The organism is Myxococcus sp. MxC21-1, from assembly GCF_032612255.1.
In the GTDB taxonomy this organism is placed as follows: Bacteria; Myxococcota; Myxococcia; order Myxococcales; family Myxococcaceae; genus Myxococcus; species Myxococcus virescens.
In genome coordinates, this window is the sequence record NZ_CP123278.1 from 8,878,409 (window position 1) to 8,896,503 (window position 18,095).

The following is an 18,095-nucleotide window of genomic DNA, read 5'->3' on the forward strand; positions in this document are numbered from 1 at the left end:
TCGATTCCCCATGCGTTCACGGCGCCCCCATGGGCGACCGTTTCGACCTGGCTCCACCATCGCGTCGAGATGTTGAGGGAGTGTGGAGAGGCTGCTGAGGCGGCTACGTTGAGGGCCCACGCTTCGCGCGCCGGGCCGGCTGCTTCGCGCGGCTCCGGCCACGCGGCGCCATGTCTGGCGCGCTCGCATCTCCCGGCTCCCGAAGCGCGATGCGCCGCGCCACCTCCGCCGCCGCGCGGACCGGCGGCGCGAGCACATCCTCCGGCGAGGCCTTCGCACCCCATGACGCCGGCGACCCCAACTGCCGCAGCACCGCGCCATGGGTGACGGGCGCGTCGAACGAGAAGCTCAGCGCCGGCAGCGGCTCGCGAGGGACGTCGTAGCTGTCCCGCGTCAGCTTGCCCGGCTTCACGCTCGGGACCTCGGGCGCCTCCGCCTTCGCGCCCCGCGCCGCCCGCTTCCGCTTCGCCTCGCCGCGCGGCTCGAGCGCCGCCCCGGCTGAGCCAGCCCCACGCGCGGCCCGCAGCGCGCTCAGCACCTGCTCCTTCGTCCGACCGCGCAGCTCGAACAGGAGAAATGGGTCTCGGTCCAACGCCTCGCCCAGGACGTAGTGCATGGCGGCGACGTGCTTGCACGGGTCTCCCCAGTCCGGACACGAGCAGTCCGTCACCAGCTCCTCCCGGCTCCGCGGGAAGAGGCTGACACCCGCCGCGCGGAAGACCTCGTCGATGGCCTGGGGCATCGACCCAGCGAGCAACTCCGCTGTGTACTGCGCCCTGCCAGCCATCTCCGCGATGGCCTTCTCCCAAACGGCCTCGCCGTGCGGCCTGAGCGCCAGCGAGACAACGTAGGGCGTCGGGCGCGAGCCCGTCACCCGCGCGGTGACCTTGCCGCGCCGGATGACCAGGTCATGCGTGCGCCCCGCCCGCGCATACGTCCGGCCCCGGGCCAGCCGTCCCGACTCTCCCTTCAGGACGCGCTCGAGCGCCTCCAGCCACCGCTGCCCCCACCAGGTGGCACCAGCCTTCTTCGCCTTGATGCCATGCTCGGGCGGCGGCCGCTTCGGCGCGGACGTCCAGCCCCAGAACTCCCGGTAGCTCATCGCGACACCGCCTTCGCGCTCGCACGGCCGCGCCGTCGCGGGGCGCGCACCCGCGCGTCGTCTTCCCCTTCCGCGTCGCCATCGTCCGCCACGGCGCCCTCGGACAGCGAGAACAGCTCGCGCAGCGCCGCCGTGTCCAGTTCGGTCACCCAGTGCTCGCCCGTGCCCACGACCTTCTCGGCGAACTGGCGCTTCTGTTCGAGCAGCCGGTCCACCTTCTCCTCGACGGTGCCCGCACACACCAGCTTGTGGACCTGCACCGTGCGCTTCTGCCCGATGCGGTACGCGCGGTCGGTAGCCTGGTCCTCGACGGCCGGGTTCCACCAGCGGTCGTAATGGAACACATGGCTCGCCGCCGTCAGGTTGAGCCCCGTGCCTCCCGCCTTGACGGACAGCACGAACACGTGCGGACCGTGGGCGTCCTCCTGGAAGCGCCGCACCATCTCGTCGCGCGCCTTGCGGGGCGTGCCGCCGTGGAGGAAGAGCACCTCGTGGCCCAGGTGCTCCGACAGGTGCGCCACCAGCTTGTCGCCCATCTCCCGGAACTGCGTGAAGACGAGCGCCTTGTCGCCAGCGGCCAGGGACTCCTCGAGCATCTCCACCACGCGCGCCAGCTTCCCCGAGCGCCCCGGCAGGGGCCCGGACTCCCCGAGGTACTGCGCCGGGTGGTTGGCGATCTGCTTCGTGTACAGCAGCAGCGCGAGCACGCGGCCCCGGCGCTCCATGCCGTCGGCCTCCTCGATGCGCCGCAACTCCTCGTCCACCACCGCCTTGTAGAGCGAGGCCTGCTCGCGCGTGAGCGTGCAGACGACCTTCATCTCATTCTTCGCGGGCAGGTCCGTGATGATGGCCGGGTCGCTCTTGAGGCGGCGCAGGACGAAGGGGCTCACGAGCCGGCGCAGCCGGGCCGCGGCCTCCTGATTGCCATGGCGTTCAATGGGCAGCGCCAGCTCGCACCGGAACGTCTCCAGCGGCCCGAGCAGGCCCGGGTTGGCGAACTCGAGGATGGACCACAGCTCCGCCAGGCGGTTCTCCACCGGCGTGCCCGTGAGCGCGAAGCGCTGGCTGGCGCGCAGCGCCCGGGCCGCGCGGGCGGTGGCCGACGCCGCGTTCTTGATGTTCTGCGCCTCGTCGAGCACCACCGCGCCCCAGTCCACACGCGCGAGCAGCGCGGCGTCCCGGCGCAGCAAGCCGTAGGTGGTGAGCACGACGGCGCCGGGCGCGCGGGGAAGCGGTTCGCCGCGCGGGCGCGCTCGGCGCCGTAGTGCGGCGTCAGGCGCAAGGTGGGGGCGAAGCGGGCGAGCTCACGCTCCCAGTTGCCCACCACGGAGGTTGGGGCCACCAGCAGCGTGGGGCGCGCCTCGACAGGCGCCTGCTCGAGCCGCCGCAGCAGGAAGGCCAGCACCTGCACCGTCTTGCCCAGGCCCATGTCGTCCGCGAGGCAAGCGCCGAGCCCCAATGAGGCCAGCGTGTCCAGCCAATGCAGACCGCGCGACTGGTAGGGCCGCAGCGTGGCGCGCAGCGCGCGGGGGCGTCCTGAGCGGTTGCCCCGCCCTCCCGAAGCAGGCGCAGGCGCTCCCCCAGCGCCCCGGTGGCGAGGACGGTGACGGGGAGCTGTCCGTGGCGCGTTTCGCCGAGCAGGGACACCCGCACAGCCTCGCTCAGCGCCATGCGGCCGGGGCCCTGGGCGAGGTGGCGCTGGATGGCGTCGAGTTCGAGGGGATCCACCGCGACCCACTCGCCGCGGAAGCGCACGAGCGGGGCCTTGCGCTGGGCCAGCAGCGCCAGCTCCTGGGCGGAGAGAGGTTGGTCGCCCAGCACGGCGTCCCAGTCCACGCGCAGCAGCGCGTCGAGCCCGAGCCCCGCGGTGCCACCGACGGCCCCCGCGGCCTTCGCGCTCGCGCCCACGCGCATGCGCAGACGCAGGCGGCGCCGGCCCGAGGTCGTGAGCTCGCCAGGGACGATGACGCCGAAACCAGCGTCGGAGAGCACGCGGGCGCCCTCCGAGAGGAACGTCCACGCGGTGTCGGGCTCGAGCAGGAGCGCCTGGGGACGTGGGCTCTCCAGCACGAGCGCCAGCGGGGAAAAGAGCCGGGCGGCGCGGCCGAGCGCCTCGAGCAGTGCCTCCTGCGGGTCACGGAAGGCGCGACCGAGCTTCTCCAGGCTGCGCCCGCGCGTCTTCCAGACGTCCGCGGCCGGGACGAGCAGGCTCGGGTCGTCGGGGGATTGGAGGTGGAAGCTCAGCACGAAGGGCTCACGCTCCTCCGTCGGGGGCTCCAGCCGGAAGCAGGCGCGCAGCTTGTCCCGGGCGCCGAGCGCGGGTTCGCTCCAGCGCGTCAGCTCATCGACGACGGAGCGCTCGGCGAAGCCCTCCGGCGCGAAGTCGCGTCGCGCGCCGGTGAGCGCCTCGCGCCAGCGCTCGTCCCACGAGGCTGCGCGCCGGGCCGGCAACGAAGGCGCACCGCGCGCAGCGCGCACGAAGGCATCGATGGTGGCGTCGAGGAAGGCGCGCAGCAAGGCGTCCGGGGCCCAGACGGCGCGGCCTGGCTTGGCGCCCGCGGGGACGGCGTGCGCGCCGGGCGGCATGCTCCGGGCGAGCGCGGCGACGCGGCCGGCGTCCTCGGTGGCGGAGAGGGCCGCCGCCCAGCGAGCCTCGATGCGCTCGCCCCGCCGCAGGAGCGTGGGCACCACGCGCTCGCGCGCCACCAACTCCAGCGCGAGCTTGCTGGCCAGCGTCCACAGGGCGATGGAGCCAGGAAAGGACTCGGCCTCGGAGGTTTGCACCACCGCGAGCCGCTCGACGGTGGCGGCCAGGGGCAGCCCGTGCCCCTCGCACTCACGCAATCCCTCGGGCGTTACGAGCAGCGCGGAGGCGCGGTCCCCCGTCTCCGGCAGGCCGGCGAGCTCACGTGGCAGCCGGTCGGGCCCCCAGAGGAACAGCGTCTCGGCGTCGGGCAGGAACACGAGGGGCATCGCTGCGAATGTAAACTCCGTCCGGGCAAGCGGCACACGCAAGCAGGCCTGCGAGCGCCCCTGCACGGGATTGCCGGCTCCGTGAGCCGCAGGCCTGCCGGGTTGTCCGTGAGGCGCTCGTAGCGGTCCTCCTCCAGGCCCTTGATGGACAAGGGCGCGAACAGACAGACCCGCGAACAGCCCGACGCCATCGGTCGCCACGGAAAAACCTGAAAACACTGGGAGGTGGCCGGTCGGACTCCGAGCCGCGGACAGGGAGAGGCCAGCGGCAGCCCAGCGGAGGACGCCCCTCCAGGCTCGCACTGGGGAGTCAGTCGCGCAGCTTCCACCGGTCGAAGAACCCACGGCGTCGGGATTGCCGCCCACGCAGGGCCGCGAAACGGGCGGCGAACCCGGCCAGGTCGTCATCACGCGCGGCCAGTGCCCGCAGGTTCTCGGCGAGCTTCACCGCCTCGTCGTATTCGCTGGCAGCGACCCGGTCCTCGAGCCGAACCCAGGCCCCGTCCACGTCCCGCGACAGGGCCGTCAACCGCCGCTGGAGGCGCCTCATCGCGGCGGCGGTGGCCGCGCTGGCGCGGGCGGACTCGGCTCGCTCCCGTTCGGCTTGCTGGGCCACCATGAGCGCTTGGAGTTCGTGGACGGTCCGCGCGGGCCGATGGCTTGCTGGCGCGTGCTCCGCGCGAAAGGCACGGAGCAACTCGGAGCCCAGCGGGCGCTCCGGCGCGTCCACCGCGCGGAGGAGCCAGCGCATCTGGTCCTTTGGGGCGAGGTCACGAACCCAGGCTCGGAAGGCGCGGCTGTCATCCTCATGCTTCTTCCCACCGTGCGCCGCCGCCGCGAGCAGGTCCTCGTCGAGCCGGAGCCACGCCACCAGCGCCTGCTGAGCAGCGGACAGCGTGCCCAGTCCCTCGGGAACACAGGGCTCCTTCGCGGATGACGCCACCCTGCCCGCCTGAACGGCGCCCAGCCACGCGAGATAGGCCCCGCGCAGGTCTCCACGCTGGAGTTCGGTCCGGAGCGGAACCAGCGCCGCGAGCGAGGCGGGCGGAGCATCCTCGTCCGGGGGCTCCTCATCCCCCACCTGGAAGTCGAGCAACACGGAGGTCCCAGACACCGTGATCGTTGATGGACCTCGTGCCGGAAAGCAGGCCTTGAGCGCCTTCATGTCGAGCCCCTCACGCGGCAGGCGCAGCATCAGCCAACGGTCGCCCCAGTTCGAATGGTACAGGTGCGCATCGAAGTAGCGCAGGAGGAGCTGGGCTGGGTCCGCCATCAAGCCACCCCGGTGGTATTCGTTCCAGAACCGGGTCGGTGTGATTTCGGCCCGCGTCGAGATGGCCCGGAGCTCGACCAGCTGCTTTGCCGTCAAGGGCCGGTCCAGCGCCACGAACTCGTAGACCTGATGTTCGCTCATGGAGGCCCTGTACGGCGAGCGCGACCTCGATGGAAAGCAGGATGGCCTCGCAGCTTCCAGATGTGAGCAACGCCTTCCGGCATCACGGCGAGCGGGCCACGTCTGGCAGCACCAGAATGGCGGAACCGACTAGTGCGCAACGCCTTCCGGCATCACGGCGAGCGGCACTCACGGCGGACGACTGGAAGGGTGACTTCAAGCAAGCGTGCTCAACGCCTTCCGGCATCACGGCGAGCGGCACTCCCCGTCGAGAACTGGGCGGCATTCGCGGAGAAGGGCGGGTGCTCAACGCCTTCCGGCATCACGGCGAGCGGCACAGGGGACGCACCCCACCTCCGAGGCGATGGTGGAGTACTCAACGCCTTCCGGCATCACGGCGAGCGGCACGCAGCAATCACACACACGGAGCACCAATGCGACTGCAGTGCTCAACGCCTTCCGGCATCACGGCGAGCGGCACCAGCGCAGTCCCTCCGCGTCGAGCGGCTCACCGACGTGCTCAACGCCTTCCGGCATCACGGCGAGCGCACTCCACCATCACGCGCTGCTCGGCATCCGTCAGTGTGTGCTCAACGCCTTCCGGCATCACGGCGAGCGGCACCAACTACCTCCAGCGGGCGGTGGTGGACTACGAGACGTGCTCAACGCCTTCCGGCATCACGGCGAGCGGCACAATCGGCATTCATTGGTGTCCGTATGGAAATTTCAAAGTGCTCAACGCCTTCCGGCATCACGGCGAGCGGCACGACGGACCTGCATGCCGGTGACTTCATCTACAAGTGCTCAACGCCTTCCGGCATCACGGCGAGCGGCACTAACCGCCGATGAAGCGAACCGTACAACTCAGGCGGTGCTCAACGCCTTCCGGCATCACGGCGAGCGGCACACGGCGCCGGAGTCGAGGGCGCTTCAGCGGCAGGGGGGTGCTCAACGCCTTCCGGCATCACGGCGAGCGGCACAGGCGGACCGCGAGGAGATTCGCGCGATGCGCGAGAGTGCTCAACGCCTTCCGGCATCACGGCGAGCGGCACGACAACAAGCCCGGCGTGGTCAACGAGATGCCCCGCAAGTGCTCAACGCCTTCCGGCATCACGGCGAGCGGCACCCTGGTTGGCCGGGTTGAAGCCGCGGCCGGTCATCAGGTGTGCTCAACGCCTTCCGGCATCACGGCGAGCGGCACAGTCCCTCTGCCAGCCAGAGGTAGCGCAGTCGCTGTTGTGCTCAACGCCTTCCGGCATCACGGCGAACGGCACGTTCCCCACTTGTGAGATACAGGTGGGGACTCGCAGTGTGCTCAACGCCTTCCGGCATCACGGCGAGCGGCATCACGGCGAGCGGCACCTCGCGAGCGGGAAAAACATCGAGCCGCAGGGGGAGTGCTCAACGCCTTCCGGCATCACGGCGAGCGGCACAGCGGACCCGGAAGTTCCTCGATTTCATCGCGCAGTGCTCAACGCCTTCCGGCATCACGGCGAGCGGCACGACGGCCTCACGTACCTGCGCTTCAAGACCAACGTGAAGTGCTCAACGCCTTCCGGCATCGCGGCGAGCGGCACACTCGTGAACGCCTCGCGGCGGACCTCATGCAGGAGTGCTCAACGCCTTCCGGCATCACGGCGAGCGGCACAGAACCCGAAGTTCCACCTCAACGAGCGACTCGAGTGCTCAACGCCTTCCGGCATCACGGCGAGCGGCACCAACCACTACGCTTGGTTGAAGTCTGAGCCGCAGTGTCCGGGTGCTCAACGCCTTCCGGCATCACGGCGAGCGGCACCCTCCCGCGCCTGGTGACGTTGGCTGTCTCGTTTGGGTGCTCAACGCCTTCCGGCATCACGGCGAGCGGCACCGAACCTGTCCCGCCAGTGCGGCGCCAGACTGGAGGTGCTCAACGCCTTCCGGCATCACGGCGAGCGGCACACCGCCGCGCGTCGTGCACGTGAAGTCCTACGGGTGCTCAACGCCTTCCGGCATCACGGCGAGCGGCACGGTAGGGGCCCGCTCCCCCGAACACGGTAGAGGAGTGCTCAACGCCTTCCGGCATCACGGCGAGCGGCACCGTTGCGCCGTGGGCGCTCAGGTCGGATTCCAGCTGGTGCTCAACGCCTTCCGGCATCACGGCGAGCGGCACGACCTGGCTATCCACACCGAGAAGCAGGTGCAGGACTTGTGCTCAACGCCTTCCGGCATCACGGCGAGCGGCACACGGTCGCCACCTTCATTCCCTGGCGGCGCTGCTGGAGGTGCTCAACGCCTTCCGGCATCACGGCAAGCGGCACAACAGGCAAAATCAAGCCTGTTGGACAGACGCATGTGTGCTCAACGCCTTCCGGCATCACGGCGAGCGGCACCTCGAGGCCTTCCCGGAGTCCAAGACCAGCATGAACTCGTGCTCAACGCCTTCCGGCATCACGGCGAGCGGCACCGGCGGCTGGTGGTGGTGGCCCGCCGTTCGGTGGCGGTGCTCAACGCCTTCCGGCATCACGGCGAGCGGCACACCCCACCACGCCCGGGTGATGTGCCTGGGCACAAGTGCTCAACGCCTTCCGGCATCACGGCGAGCGGCACGTGGGACTCGGCAGACTGATGTCATTGAGGACAGCATCCGGTGCTCAACGCCTTCCGGCATCACGGCGAGCGGCACGATTCCCTCGGCGGGTACGCCTGGCGCCGTGCAGGTGTGCTCAACGCCTTCCGGCATCACGGCGAGCGGCACGGAGTCGTCTGGAGGGCCTTGGCGATGCGCTCCAGGTGCTCAACGCCTTCCGGCATCACGGCGAGCGGCACATCGTCCGGTTCAGGCTGGCACCAAATCTCCACCCTCGGTGCTCAACGCCTTCCGGCATCACGGCGAGCGGCACTCGTCACCATGAACTACGTCATCGTGGATGTGCCGTGCTCAACGCCTTCCGGCATCACGGCGAGCGGCACCACTCGAAGCTTGAGTTCAAAAAGAGGATTTCCTCGTGCTCAACGCCTTCCGGCATCACGGCGAGCGGCACGCCTCATCGCCGTGGGCAACGACACGGGCCGGGAGTGCTCAACGCCTTCCGGCATCACGGCGAGCGGCACCCACGAAGAAGGGCAAGAACGGGACGATCTTCGCATTCGCGTGCTCAACGCCTTCCGGCATCACGGCGAGCGGCACATGTGCCGGGCTGCATCATCAATCAAGCGAGGCAGGGTGCTCAACGCCTTCCGGCATCACGGCGAGCGGCACGGAGCGGCGGCTCCGTGCGATGCGGCATCTCAAGCGGACTCAGTGCTCAACGCCTTCCGGCATCACGGCGAGCGGCACTTCCCGTGCCGCGTCTTGAGTTCGGCCTTTTTGAAGAGTGCTCAACGCCTTCCGGCATCACGGCGAGCGGCACGCTCGGCTGGTGTGGGCTCGGTGGCCAGGAGGGCGTGCTCAACGCCTTCCGGCATCACGGCGAGCGGCACCAAGCCGAGGGCGCCCAGCATGCGTGCCAGCTCCGGTGCTCAACGCCTTCGGGCATCACGGCGAGCGGCACTACCGCGGGGACATGATTCCCGCCACCATCGACTCGTGCTCAACGCCTTCCGGCATCACGGCGAGCGGCACAAGCTCGTCGCCGTCTGGGAGGACTACTACGCCCGGTGCTCAACGCCTTCCGGCATCACGGCGAGCGGCACAGACCGCAGCGCCCAAGGGCGAGGCCCGGCGCGGCAGGTGCTCAACGCCTTCCGGCATCACGGCGAGCGGCACCCCACGCCCACGCCGGAGGTGCCGCCGCTCAAGTGCTCAACGCCTTCCGGCATCACGGCGAGCGGCACAGAGCCCGCCTGACATTGAGCGCATCCGCAAAAAATAGTGCTCAACGCCTTCCGGCATCACGGCGAGCGGCACTTCACCGCGCGCCCCACCACCACCTTGTCCGGGCGGTGCTCAACGCCTTCCGGCATCACGGCGAGCGGCACAGGCGCCTGACGTGTCACCAGAGGTCGCGGCCTAGTGCTCAACGCCTTCCGGCATCACGGCGAGCGGCACGGGATGCAGTGACACCTACGTCCGCCGTGTTCGGGACGGGTGCTCAACGCCTTCCGGCATCACGGCGAGCGGCACCGAGAAGGACAACGCGGACGCGGCGCTGAGCAGGTGCTCAACGCCTTCCGGCATCACGGCGAGCGGCACCCCGCCTCCATCCTGACGTCATCGCGGCGGTGAAGGGTGCTCAACGCCTTCCGGCATCACGGCGAGCGGCACTCGCCGGCCGCGTGCAGCTCGCGGAAAACTTGGTGACGTGCTCAACGCCTTCCGGCATCACGGTGAGCGGCACTCCCCGCCCAGGCGAGTACAGCGGCGGCATGGGGGTGCTCAACACCTTCCGGCATCACGGCGAGCGGCACGGAAAGCCCCCCGTCAATGACCATTACGCGCGCACGCTGGGTGCTCAACGCCTTCCGGCATCACGGCGAGCGGCACAGCCCATCTGAATCTCCCAGCAGTTCCGGCAACTTACTCCCGTCTTTTCAAGCACCTCCCCCTCCCGGCCCCAGGTTGGGCCTCCTAGGCCCTACCCAAGATTCCAAACCCCATGGAATCACTCGGTTTTTCATCAACCATGCACCTATTCACCTGTCAAAGAGCTCCAACCCCATTAACTCGTTGGGGATTTCAACGATTTCACCGGCACAGGCCTTCGCCACGGCGAGGTGCATGAATGTCACGCACCGCACAGCCCCCGGTCCTACGTTCCTGCAAGGCCCCTGCTCCACCGGCAAGCCTTCACGCGGCCCGCGCGAGTCCCCCGCGAAGCGGCACAACGCCCCGCACCACGGGACGCGGCGGAAGAAACAAGCCACACCCCATGTGGCGGCGCCCGCCCAGGCCTTGTGCCTGCACGCGCAACGAGTCCTCTCCAGAAACGCCATGCAGCTCGAGCGCGTAGCCCACCACCCGCTTCCCGGCGATACGCACCACCCGCCGACGGCCCAGCACCGGACGTGCATCACACGCCAGCGCCTCGAGCGAACGGGACACGCCCCGCAGGAACGACGCCGCGTCGAGCGCATGCTTGAAAGTCACAATCCGCGCGAAGAGTGACGACGCGGGTTCCAACGCGCGGAGCACCGGCGCACCGAGCACCACCTCCCGCCCAGCGACGTTCAGTGGCGTGAGCGGCAACGACAGCAGCAGCGGCACCACCTCCGGTGAACAGCGCAAGCGCAGCGTTCCCCGGCCCAAGTGCAGCAGGTCCCCCACGGCGCGCTCACCGCGCAGCGTGAACACGCCCAGGTCCAAGCGTTCATGCAGCGCGGGCACCCGGGTGCACAGCGCGGAGAAGAGCGCATACCCATGGTCCAGCGGCACCGGGCCACCCCGGACCGGATAGAGCAGGTCGAGTGACGTCACCGACGACCTCCCACGGCCACGCCCATCCTCGCGAGCAACTCATCCCTGCGCGCTTCGAGCTTGGGGTTCTTGACGAGTGAACGCAGCGCCTTCGCACCGGCCTCACGCGCCTCCGGCGCCAGCGACACCAACCGCTCCAGCCACTCCGCCTCGAAGCCCACCAGGACTTGCCGTTGTTCCACCTTGTCGGCGCGCCGAGCCTCCACCCATGACAGGAACTCCGTCAGCGCGGGCGAGGCGCGGACCGGGCGCTGGGGATGCTGAAGCTCCAACGGCCCTTCGCGCACCAGCCTGCCGTACCCCGCCGCCGTCTTTCCGCCCACGCCCCAGTGGCGCAGGGCCTCGTCCAGCCTCTGCGCGGTCCACTTCAGGAACGCCTCTGCCTGTGCATCCGCCTCCATCCCTGGCGCCAGGCTCAGCGCCACGAGGAAACAACCTCGTGGCCGCACCGAGAGGAAGGCCACCGGATTGGGCGACTCGTAGTCATTCGGCCACGAGGACGTGCCGCCATACCAACCCGCATGGTGAACCGTGAGCACGTCCCGGGACAGGAACGTCGGCGAACGGTCCGCGCCCGTGACACGCCGATACGGCACCCACTGCGCATCATGAAAGATGACCTCGCCAGCGTGCGCGCCTTCGCCATCCTCCCCCGGCACACCGAAGAGCCTGCGCCGCGCCTCCATCGCGGCATCGCCGTACACCGCGCGCAGGTAGCCCGCGAGCACGCCCTTCAACGACGAGCCCGGCACGACGGGGACGCCCCACGTGTGGTGCAGCGTCAGCCCCACCCCCGTGGGTGACGCGTTGCCATGCCCCACCAAGAGGCGGCTCTCCGCGCGCGCCGTGAAGGTCGCCGTGTACGACTGCCGGAGCGAGTCCTTCCAGCGAATGAAGGCGTCGGCGTAATCGTCTGGCTCGGGGTGCGCCTCCAGACGAGCCAGCCACGCCTCCCAGGGTCCGCTCTGGCTCTCATGCTTCTTCTCCGGGGCATACCGCTCGTACACCAGCCCCGCGTGCGAGGTCTTCTCGACGCGCCCCGCGACTCGGCCCAAAGCGTCACGCATGTTCGCGCTCCTCCAGGGGGAAGGTGGCCTGCGCCGCGCGGCGGAACCACACCAACAGCCGGAGCGACTCGCGCGTGGCCAGCATGTATTCGTTCAGCCCCAGCGCGCGGACGGCGCCAGGCAAGCCCAGCCTCTTCAGGGACGGCTCCGACAACCCCGGCAACCGCGCCCGCTCCAGACACCACGTCAGGTCTTCCAACAGGTGCTGGGCCGCCGCGTTGCTCTTGACCTCTCGTTCCAGGAAGGCGAGCGCCGCCGCCAGCCCATCACGCAACACCGCCGCGCCCAGGCCGTTCACCCGAGGCTTGTACTCCGCGCACAACGCTTTGCCTTTGTCACGCGCCGTGCGAACCCGCGCATAGACATCCAGCGCCCGCTGCTGCTCCCGCGTCTGCGCCGTCATCGCCCACCTCGCGCATCCGGAGCCATCCAGGCCAGCAGCCGGCACCGGCCGCGCCCCACGGTGGCCTTGCCTCCCAGTTGGAGCACCGTGCCCTCGCCGCCAAACGCCGCATCCAGCACCGCGTCCGCCGCCAACTTGCGCGGCGCCTTGTTGAAGGTACCCGTGGCGCCCATCACGCCCACCAGCAGCGTCTCCGCGGGCAGGCTCTCCTCCGTCCAGAGCTGCCCCTTTGCCGCGGTGCCCGTCTCCGGGTCCATGCTCACGCGCGTGTCCACCTGTGTGGCTGTCTCCCAGAGGAAGGACATCGTCTCGTCGTCCACCAGCACCAGCCGCTTCGTCAGCAGCGCGCGCTCCGCCTCCGGCAGCAGCCCCGCCGGCCCTGGGCCCAGGCGCCCAGAGCCGCGTCATCCTTCGAGGCCACCTGCAGGTCCAGGTCCTCCAGGTACACGCAAGCCTCCGACGTGCCCGCGCCGTACACGACGGCGCTGTCTCGCAGGGACGCCACGCGCGCGCCGCGCTGGGCCAGCGGCTCCACCTTCGGCCAGGCCCCCTCCTTCCCGCTCAGCCCGCCCAGGTCCCGCCGCGCGAGCGCGAGCAGCATGGGCGAGGTCACCAGCGCGAAGGTGCCCACGAAGCTGCGCACCGGCAGCGCGAGCAGCCGTGCGTCCCCCACCACCAGCGCGCCCGCGTAGTCCCCCGGCTCGTCCCCTCCGGACCCGCCTTCGCCCGCCGGGGGCCGAAGACGGCGTCGTGCAGCCCTCGCGCGTCGCCCGTCTCCTCGCGAGGCCGCCGCAATTCACGCAGCACGCCCTTGAGCGACGAGCCTGGGACGAAGGGGATTCCCGTGGCCTTCAGCCGCGCCAGGGGCAGGTCGATGACACCCACGCTCTGCCCAGTGCCGACGTGCAGCGGGGACAGCGCGTGAAGAAGATAGGGTCGGCTCTCCATGCTCAGGCTCCTTGTCCGTGACGGGGCGGTTGCCACACGCCGGGCAGCACTGCCCAGCGCCTCCGCGTGGCCGCCGCCCCAGGAGGCCAGCCACAGCGCTCGCAGCTCGTTGGCGGTGAAGTCCCCACCGCTGTGTTTCTCGAAGAAGTAGACGGCGCCTGCGGGCACCCACCGCCGCGTGGGCCGGGGCCGCCGCCGCACCATGTCCCAGCCGGACACGTCCAGCGGCCGGGGGACCAGCGCGGCCCGAAGCACCACGGGCGCGTCGATGCACGGCAGCCGGCCCACGTAACGTGGGGGTGTCCCAGCCACGCGCTCAAAACCGTCCGGCAACCAGCCACGTTGGAACTCCGCGGGCGTGGCCAGCACCAGGCGCAGTCCTCGCGTCGCCCGGGCCACGCCATCCGTAATCGCGAAGAGGTCCACCTTCAGTGGCTCCACGGCCGACAGCCGGCGCCGGCCGCCCAGGCCCAGCGGCCCGCGCGGAGCGCCGCTCGCGGGGGCCGGCCACGCGCAGCTCAGTCCCAGCGCCCACTCCTCCAGCACGGGAGTTCGCCCCGAGTGGCGCTGGAGGCGCAGCAACTCCACCACCTCACGAGAGTGCAGCATCGAGTCCTGCGACGCCTGCGTCTCCACGTCGATGGCCGGTGGATGTCCGTGCGCGGGGTCAACGCATCCGGTGTCTCGGAGGACGACCCAATCGCACCGCGCAGCCACGCCATCATCCGCGCCTCGGGCCAGAACAGGGGCGCGGCCATGGGCTTTCCGCTCGAGTTCCGGCGCGGGTGCCACAGCGCCTCGCGCGCGTCGTCGTCATCCGGGCCCAGCGTGGCGGCCCCATCCGGGCGTGGCTCCAACCGCTCCAGATGCTCGGCCCCGTCCGCGTCGCGCACGCACACCGCATCCGCGGGAAATGGCCACATGCGATGGGCCAACGAGAAGGACTCGCCCAACGGGCGGCGCAGCGCGACGAGGTGCCGCAACCGGACCTCCTCTGAGCAGCGCTCCCATTCATCCGGGGCCAGGACCTCACCGCTGACCGCCATGGCGTCATGCCCCCAGGCGGCGCGCAGGGCCCCCCTTACGGTGGTGGGCAGGGGCCATGGCAAGGAGTACCCCCGCCCCACCTCCGACGTGTACCAACCTCGCCCGTCCTTGGCCGACAGGCCGTCGCGCGGCAGCAGCGCGAAGCTCGCGTCACTCATCTCACACCTGCCTTGTCGCTCGCGGGAATGAGCTTTCCGCTGGCCCGGGCGAGGACATCCGCCACCAGCAGCCGGGATGCCCATCGATCCAGCGATGCATGGGGTGGCTCGAGGGAGTTCGGCGACGTGGGCAGCTCCAAGCCCACGGCCTCCGGGGTGAGCTTCACGGGCGAACGCCCCGCCTCCGCCCGGGCGAGGATGCGCGAGGCCTCATCCGACAGCAGCTCAGCCAGCTCGGGCGCGCTGGTGGTGCCAGACGGGAAGCGGCGCGCGAGGGCCGCCACCTCGTGAACCTTCGTCAAGGGCAAGGGCTGGGTGTCGCGAGAAAGCAGCGCCATGTCCCGCGTCAGCCGCTCGACGGGGTCGGTGGCCCAGGGCGCGGTCCACAGCCGCTCGCGTCCAGCGTGCTTCGCCATCAGCACAGCCAACGCGTCGCGGCCCGCGTCCTTCGCGGCCCGCTCCGCCCGGCGGCCCAGCTCCAGCAGCTCACCCAGGCTCTCCAGGACGTGACCAATACCCAGTCCCACTGAGAGCGTGGGCACCTCAGCGTGCGTTCCCGTCAGCGCCGCCTCCAGCGTGGCGCGGAAGGCAGCGGCGAGCGCCTGGGCACACGCGAGCGCGTCCATGGGCGTGACGAAGGCGAGCACATCGTCGCCGCCCGCGTAGACGAGCACGCCCCGATGCTCCACTTCGACAATCGTCTTCGCCTGCCGCGTGAAGTCCGCGAGCGCCCGGGAGATGCGTTGGTGCGCGGCGTGGCCGTCCGACTGCCTCGCGAGCGCCTCCAGCGCGCGGCCCATGCGGTCTCCATCCGCCACCAGGCAGGCCACGTAAGGGAAGGGCTCGGCGCGCACAGCGTCTCGAAGCGGCTCCACGAACTCGTGGACGAAACGCGCGGCGGCCTGACGCGCATCGGGGACGGCGTACTCCTCGAAGTACGGAGCCACGCGCTCGGGCAGCACCAACTGGCCGTCGTAGGGGAAGGCCTCCACCCAGGGGCGATTCCTCACGCTCACCGTCTGGAACCCGCGGCGCGCGCACTCGGCCTTGAGTGCGGCGAGGAGCGCCGGGTGTCGCGTGGCCGCGGTCTGGAGCCACGCCGCCATCCCGATGGAGGGCACGGGCACGAACTGGCCGGGATTGCCGCCGACACGTTTGAGCACCCCGAGCGCATCCAGCTCCTCGCGCAGGCCAATGCGGAAGTCTCGCCAGAGGTGCCCCACGTGACGCTCGCGTCGCAGCAAGGACGGGCGAGCGCCGTCGAGGCTCGACTTGTGCGTGCCCGCCGGCGGCGGCTGCTTCCATGGCACGAACTCACGCAAGCCCCGGCGGGCCTCCAGGGCACGCTCCGCCTCGAGCAACGCGTCGGCGTAACCCATGGGCGTGTCCGCGATGGGCGCCCAGGCAGCGTGAATCTCCAGGAAGGTGTCGAGCTGCTCCTCGGCCAGCGCGGACGCCTCGGGGATGAGCATGGACTCGCACGTCTTCTCGCACGTCTTGAAGACGCGGCGCCAGTCCTCGAGCAACCGCTCCTTCGCCGCGCGCCGCGCGTTCCGTGCAGCCTGCTCGGGCGCGTCCTCCACCAGCGCGACCAATTTGTTGGCCACGCCGGTGCTCGTATCCTTCGCCTGCTCCGGATGCGGGAAGACCAGCGTCGCACCGGACTCCGTGAGGGAGACCGCCATGGTTCGTGCCAGATTCGACAGCAGGTGGCTGCCGTACCAGAGGTCGCGCGTGCGGCGAGACTGGGCGATGTAGCCCTGCACCGGCCCCTCTTTGAGAACGACGACGTATTTCATGGGCTCACGCCTCCTGGGCACGGCGGGTTTCCTCCAGCCACCAGAAGAAGGCGTCGCGAAGGTTGTCCGCCTGCTGGAGTGTCTGGAAAAGGGGTTGGTCATCGCGGGCCCGGAAGCTGCGTTCGAATGGCACCCGCGTCCGAGGAACTGCCGTCCCCCGTTGCGTCATGACGACCTGTCCATCCCGGGGCGCTCCGCGCTCCAGCCACAGCGCGATGGGCTCGAAGCGGCCATCCGCCAGCGGCAGGGCCTTGACGATGAGCGGCGATGCGAGCCGGTCCATCAGCTTCTCCGAACCACCCGCCTCCCACTGGAGCTGGATGTCCTCGGGCTCCTTCGGCTGGTAGTACTCGCCGTCCTCGCGCCGCTTCTGCTGGAAATGAAAGACGATGGGCAGCCCGAAGCCGGCGCGCGGCCAGGCCGCCGTCGCCGAGTGCTGTGGGCGCGGAGCGTGGACCTCGGGATAGGCGTTGCCCTCGGACCTTGAAGCGAAGCCGCCTCGGCTGTCCTTGCCAGATGGCCGGGCGAAGCGGCGAATCTTGTCGGCCTCCGGCCAGTTGGAGCGGCCCGCGCGATTTCCCTCACCAGGCTTGCGCGCGATTCCCACCCGTTCAGCACTCCCGGCGGCCGCGGGCTCGGTGCCCTGGCGAAATTCCCGCAGCCACTTGAGCGCGATCAACCAGACCTCGCTCCCGTCACGCGGCTTTGCGCCCGCGTTCCCCTGGAAGAGGCGCGCGCCCCGCAGCAGAGGCATGTCACAGGCATCCGCCGCCTGCTCAGGCGCGAAGAGCGGCACGTCCCCGAAGAGGCGCCGAAGCGATGCCCGGTCCGCGGAGGCCGGGAGCCACTCCGCGGCATGGGGGCCCGAGGACGCCAGACACACGGAGCCGCAGCCGCGCCGGCCACGCGAGCCATACCCCCCAAACAGAATCCAGGCCCGCACCGCGTTGCGCACCTGGGCCATGTCCTCGCCCTCGGGTGCGATGACCTCCAGCGTGAATTGAAGCCCCGGAGCCCAGCGGGGGATGTCTGCCTGCTCGTTCTTCCCCTTGCGCGCCGGCCACAGCGCATACCCCGCCATGGTGCCGAGATTGATGGGCTTCGTGTCCTCTCCCGCGGGACGAACCTCCAACACCCGCAGCTCCACCTGGGAGCGCCAGGCACGCGCCTCATCATCCCCTGGCCCCTTCTTCGCCCGCCCCATGCCGCCCCAGAGCTCGCGCTCCCGACGCGCCAGCGCCTCCGCGCCCTGCCCCACGTAGGCGTGGCCGTACAGCGCGCGCCACCAGAAGCGGAGGTGCCCGCGCAGCGTGGGGACCCGGATGATGTCCACGGAGGGGAGGTCCGGGCTTCGCGCCACTGGCCCTCCTCCCAGGATGGGCGTGAAGGTCTTCAAGGCCAGCGTGAAGGACGCCAGCTTCGGCCCCTTGGCGAAGCGCCGGCGCAAGTGAATGGCTTCGGATGAAGGTGGGTCAGGCAGAACCAGAGAGGACATGGCGCCCCTTCAGCAGGAGGAAGGATTGAGAAGAGAGAGCGAGACGCGACTGGGGACCAGGAGTCCCAATGCCAGCAACCAGATGGTTCACCGAGCCATCAACAACCGTGCGCGGCAACACTGCTGAGAGGTCAGCATCAGACTTCCCAGCCTGCGGCGTGTGCGCGCCCCGAGTCCGCCCCAAATGCTCCAAGCACGAACCGCGTTCTCGAATGCAGTGAGCCATTCCGATGGAACGGCGACATGAAGCGTGAAGGACAACCCATCGCTCCAACATGCGGCTGGGGGTTTTGGCGCTGAGCCTGTCCTGGTGGCTCG

12 protein-coding genes, 2 pseudogenes and 1 CRISPR repeat array are annotated in these 18,095 nt (G+C 70.2%); all 14 genes and pseudogenes read right to left on the bottom strand.

Annotated features, from left to right (window positions below; translation table 11 throughout):
* Positions 1-103 precede the first annotated feature (103 nt).
* Positions 104-1,102 (bottom strand): SWIM zinc finger family protein, encoded by a 999-nt coding sequence (locus QEG98_RS40045; RefSeq protein ID WP_316565102.1) that lies wholly within the window; start codon positions 1,100-1,102, stop codon positions 104-106.
* Positions 1,099-2,310, bottom strand: coding sequence for a DEAD/DEAH box helicase (locus tag QEG98_RS40050; protein ID WP_316565103.1), 1,212 nt, complete (start codon positions 2,308-2,310; stop codon positions 1,099-1,101). The genes QEG98_RS40045 and QEG98_RS40050 overlap by 4 nt, the downstream gene beginning before the upstream one ends.
* A gap of 95 nt (positions 2,311-2,405) precedes the next feature.
* Positions 2,406-2,840 (bottom strand): annotated as a pseudogene (locus QEG98_RS42605) (SNF2-related protein); the annotation flags it as partial.
* Positions 2,804-4,483: pseudogene (locus QEG98_RS40060) on the bottom strand (SNF2 helicase-associated domain-containing protein); the annotation flags it as partial. The pseudogenes QEG98_RS42605 and QEG98_RS40060, both read right to left, overlap by 37 nt.
* On the bottom strand, positions 4,386-5,489 hold the full coding sequence (locus QEG98_RS40065; protein ID WP_410477911.1) for a hypothetical protein: 1,104 nt from the start codon (positions 5,487-5,489) through the stop codon (positions 4,386-4,388). The pseudogene QEG98_RS40060 and the gene QEG98_RS40065, both read right to left, overlap by 98 nt.
* A 62-nt stretch (positions 5,490-5,551) precedes the next feature.
* Positions 5,552-9,930: a CRISPR direct-repeat array (repeat unit 36 nt; unit sequence GTGCTCAACGCCTTCCGGCATCACGGCGAGCGGCAC).
* Between the two features lie 303 nt (positions 9,931-10,233).
* The gene (gene cas6, locus QEG98_RS40070; protein WP_316565105.1) at positions 10,234-10,860 is read right to left on the bottom strand and encodes a type I-MYXAN CRISPR-associated protein Cas6/Cmx6; all 627 of its coding nucleotides are present in this window, start codon (positions 10,858-10,860) and stop codon (positions 10,234-10,236) included.
* Entirely contained in the window at positions 10,857-11,927 is a 1,071-nt protein-coding gene (gene cmr6, locus QEG98_RS40075) for a type III-B CRISPR module RAMP protein Cmr6 (RefSeq protein ID WP_316565106.1), read from the bottom strand. The genes cas6 and cmr6 overlap by 4 nt, the downstream gene beginning before the upstream one ends.
* On the bottom strand, positions 11,920-12,330 hold the full coding sequence (locus QEG98_RS40080; protein ID WP_316565107.1) for a type III-B CRISPR module-associated protein Cmr5: 411 nt from the start codon (positions 12,328-12,330) through the stop codon (positions 11,920-11,922). The genes cmr6 and QEG98_RS40080 overlap by 8 nt, the downstream gene beginning before the upstream one ends.
* Positions 12,327-12,656, bottom strand: coding sequence for an RAMP superfamily CRISPR-associated protein (locus QEG98_RS40085; protein ID WP_316565108.1), 330 nt, complete (start codon positions 12,654-12,656; stop codon positions 12,327-12,329). Before QEG98_RS40085 ends, QEG98_RS40080 begins: the two co-directional genes overlap by 4 nt.
* An 11-nt stretch (positions 12,657-12,667) precedes the next feature.
* Entirely contained in the window at positions 12,668-12,961 is a 294-nt protein-coding gene (locus QEG98_RS40090; protein ID WP_316565109.1) for a hypothetical protein, read from the bottom strand.
* Positions 12,940-13,887, bottom strand: coding sequence for a type III-B CRISPR module-associated Cmr3 family protein (locus tag QEG98_RS40095; protein WP_316565110.1), 948 nt, complete (start codon positions 13,885-13,887; stop codon positions 12,940-12,942). Before QEG98_RS40095 ends, QEG98_RS40090 begins: the two co-directional genes overlap by 22 nt.
* On the bottom strand, positions 13,797-14,483 hold the full coding sequence (locus tag QEG98_RS40100; protein WP_316565111.1) for a type III-B CRISPR module-associated Cmr3 family protein: 687 nt from the start codon (positions 14,481-14,483) through the stop codon (positions 13,797-13,799). Before QEG98_RS40100 ends, QEG98_RS40095 begins: the two co-directional genes overlap by 91 nt.
* The gene (gene cas10, locus QEG98_RS40105; RefSeq protein WP_316565112.1) at positions 14,480-16,282 is read right to left on the bottom strand and encodes a type III-B CRISPR-associated protein Cas10/Cmr2; all 1,803 of its coding nucleotides are present in this window, start codon (positions 16,280-16,282) and stop codon (positions 14,480-14,482) included. The genes QEG98_RS40100 and cas10 overlap by 4 nt, the downstream gene beginning before the upstream one ends.
* Before the next feature lie 4 nt (positions 16,283-16,286).
* Positions 16,287-17,777 (bottom strand): RAMP superfamily CRISPR-associated protein, encoded by a 1,491-nt coding sequence (locus QEG98_RS40110; RefSeq protein WP_316565113.1) that lies wholly within the window; start codon positions 17,775-17,777, stop codon positions 16,287-16,289.
* Positions 17,778-18,095 lie beyond the last annotated feature (318 nt).